Here is a 1,941-nt window from a genome sequence, read left to right on the forward strand (position 1 = left end):
GCTGAGTACCAAAACAAAGGAGATGTTAGGATTGGTGGCTTCTATGGTGCTCCGCTGCGACGACTGTATCAAATATCACCTGGGCAAAGCATTTGAGCAGGGCGTCACCACAGAGGAGATGTATGAAATCTTTGCCGTGGCCAATATCGTGGGTGGAACGATCGTAATTCCGCACACACGCAGGGCGGCAGAATATTGGGAAGAATTACAGGCGCAGTGATCTTAATTTACAGGTATCTATCGTAACTTTACAGACTCTATATAATTATATTTAACTCATACTAATGTCAACAGCAACTATAGCTCCGCAGGCAGCCCTTACGGCAAAAGACTTTGCAACGGACCAGGAAGTACGCTGGTGCCCTGGCTGCGGCGACTACTCTATACTTAAACAGGTACAAACAATTATGCCTGGCCTGGGAGTTCCCCGCGAAAATATTGTGATTGTTTCCGGTATTGGCTGTTCTTCGCGCTTTCCATACTATATGAATACCTATGGTATGCACTCTATTCACGGTCGTGCTACCGCCATTGCATCCGGCCTGAAGGCTACCCGCCCGGAACTCAGCGTATGGATCGTTACCGGCGACGGTGACGGCCTGTCTATCGGTGGTAACCATACCATCCACCTGCTGCGCCGTAATTTTGATGTGAACATCATGTTGTTCAACAACCAGATCTACGGTTTAACCAAAGGACAATACTCTCCTACTTCAGAAGAAAATAAAGTGACCAAATCTACTCCAATGGGTAGTATTGACCATCCGTTTAACCCAATGGCCCTGGCCCTGGGAGCAGATGCCACTTTTATTGCCCGCAGCATGGACCGCGATCCTAAACACCTCCAGGAAATGCTGAAACGCAGCCATGCACATAAAGGCGCTTCCTTCCTGGAAATATACCAGAACTGTAACATCTTCAATGATGGCGCTTTTGAAGCGTTTACAGAAAAAAGCAGCAAACTGGATGAAACCATTTTCGTAGAACAGGGTAAACCACTGGTATTCGGCGCCACCAAAAATAAAGGTATCCGTTTGGATGGCTTAAAACCGGTAGTAGTGGACCTCGGTGGCGAATATTCAGAAAATGACCTGTGGATCCATGACGAAAGCGATTTCTATAAGGCACAGATCCTGACCCGCATGTTCGATGATGTGCGCATTGAAGGCCACTTACCACGTCCATTTGGTGTTTTCTATCAGGCGAACCGTCCTACTTACGAAGACATTATGCAGTACCAGTTGACCGAAGCCCTGGAGAAAAAGGGTCCTGGCGACCTGGATAAGTTACTGGCTGGTAACGAAACCTGGACGATAGCGTAAGGCAGAAGGCATAAAGCATAAAGCTATAAAAGCGAATGACCAGAGCAAAGGATTTAATTCCACTCTGGTCATTCGCTTTTATATCTTTTTGCTTTATGCTTTGCGCTTTCGGCTTATTTCTAATGTCCTAACGCACCGGCTTCAAACAACACCTTGTACAGCAATACCACCCCAAAGATGATCATGCTGGCGCCGGCAATACGATTGAGCCATTCCACGTTGGTGAGCGTGAGTTTATGACGGATTTTGTCTGAAACAAATACTTTAAGGATATCAGCCGATAATACCAGGCTTAAACACACCGTATACATAATGATCCGGTGAGAGACTGCCGTAGCACTGTTGGCGACGCACACACCCAACCAGAAGATAATAACACCCGGATTCAGGGTGTTCATTAAAAAACCAGCCAGCCATATTTTCACGTAGTCGTGGGTGCGGAACATCTCCGGCTTTTCGTCGCCGGTACTGATCTTTACCTTTTTGAATAACAGCCCATAAACACCCATGGCTATCAACAAAATACCACCGCCTACACCTATGGATCTTTTATATTCTTCCAGGCCACTGATGAAAGAGGTAGCCAGGTTGCCTGTCAATACAAACATGATATCGCTGA

The 1,941-nt window shown here is 46.6% G+C and carries 3 protein-coding genes; 2 read left to right on the plus strand and 1 reads right to left on the minus strand.

Annotated features, from left to right (window positions below; translation table 11 throughout):
- The coding region (locus tag VIP81_RS00005; protein ID WP_331956418.1) for a carboxymuconolactone decarboxylase family protein at positions 1-220 on the plus strand (220 nt) is incomplete at its 5' end.
- A gap of 64 nt (positions 221-284) precedes the next feature.
- Positions 285-1,322: a 2-oxoacid:ferredoxin oxidoreductase subunit beta gene (locus tag VIP81_RS00010; RefSeq protein ID WP_331956419.1), complete on the plus strand. Its 1,038-nt coding sequence runs from the start codon at positions 285-287 to the stop codon at positions 1,320-1,322.
- Positions 1,323-1,441: 119 nt separating this feature from the next.
- Here VIP81_RS00010 and VIP81_RS00015 read toward each other — a convergent pair.
- Positions 1,442-1,941, minus strand: a 500-nt coding sequence (locus VIP81_RS00015; protein ID WP_331956420.1) for a LysE family translocator, incomplete at its 5' end; no start/stop codon positions are given.

Origin of the sequence: Chitinophaga sp., assembly GCF_036566945.1 — a bacterium.
GTDB lineage: Bacteria > Bacteroidota > Bacteroidia > Chitinophagales > Chitinophagaceae > Chitinophaga.

Coding starts and splice junctions, on each gene's coding strand:
- VIP81_RS00010 (WP_331956419.1), top strand. CDS start 285: ATGTCAACAGCAACTATAGCTCCGCAGGCAGCCCTTACGGCAAAAGAC.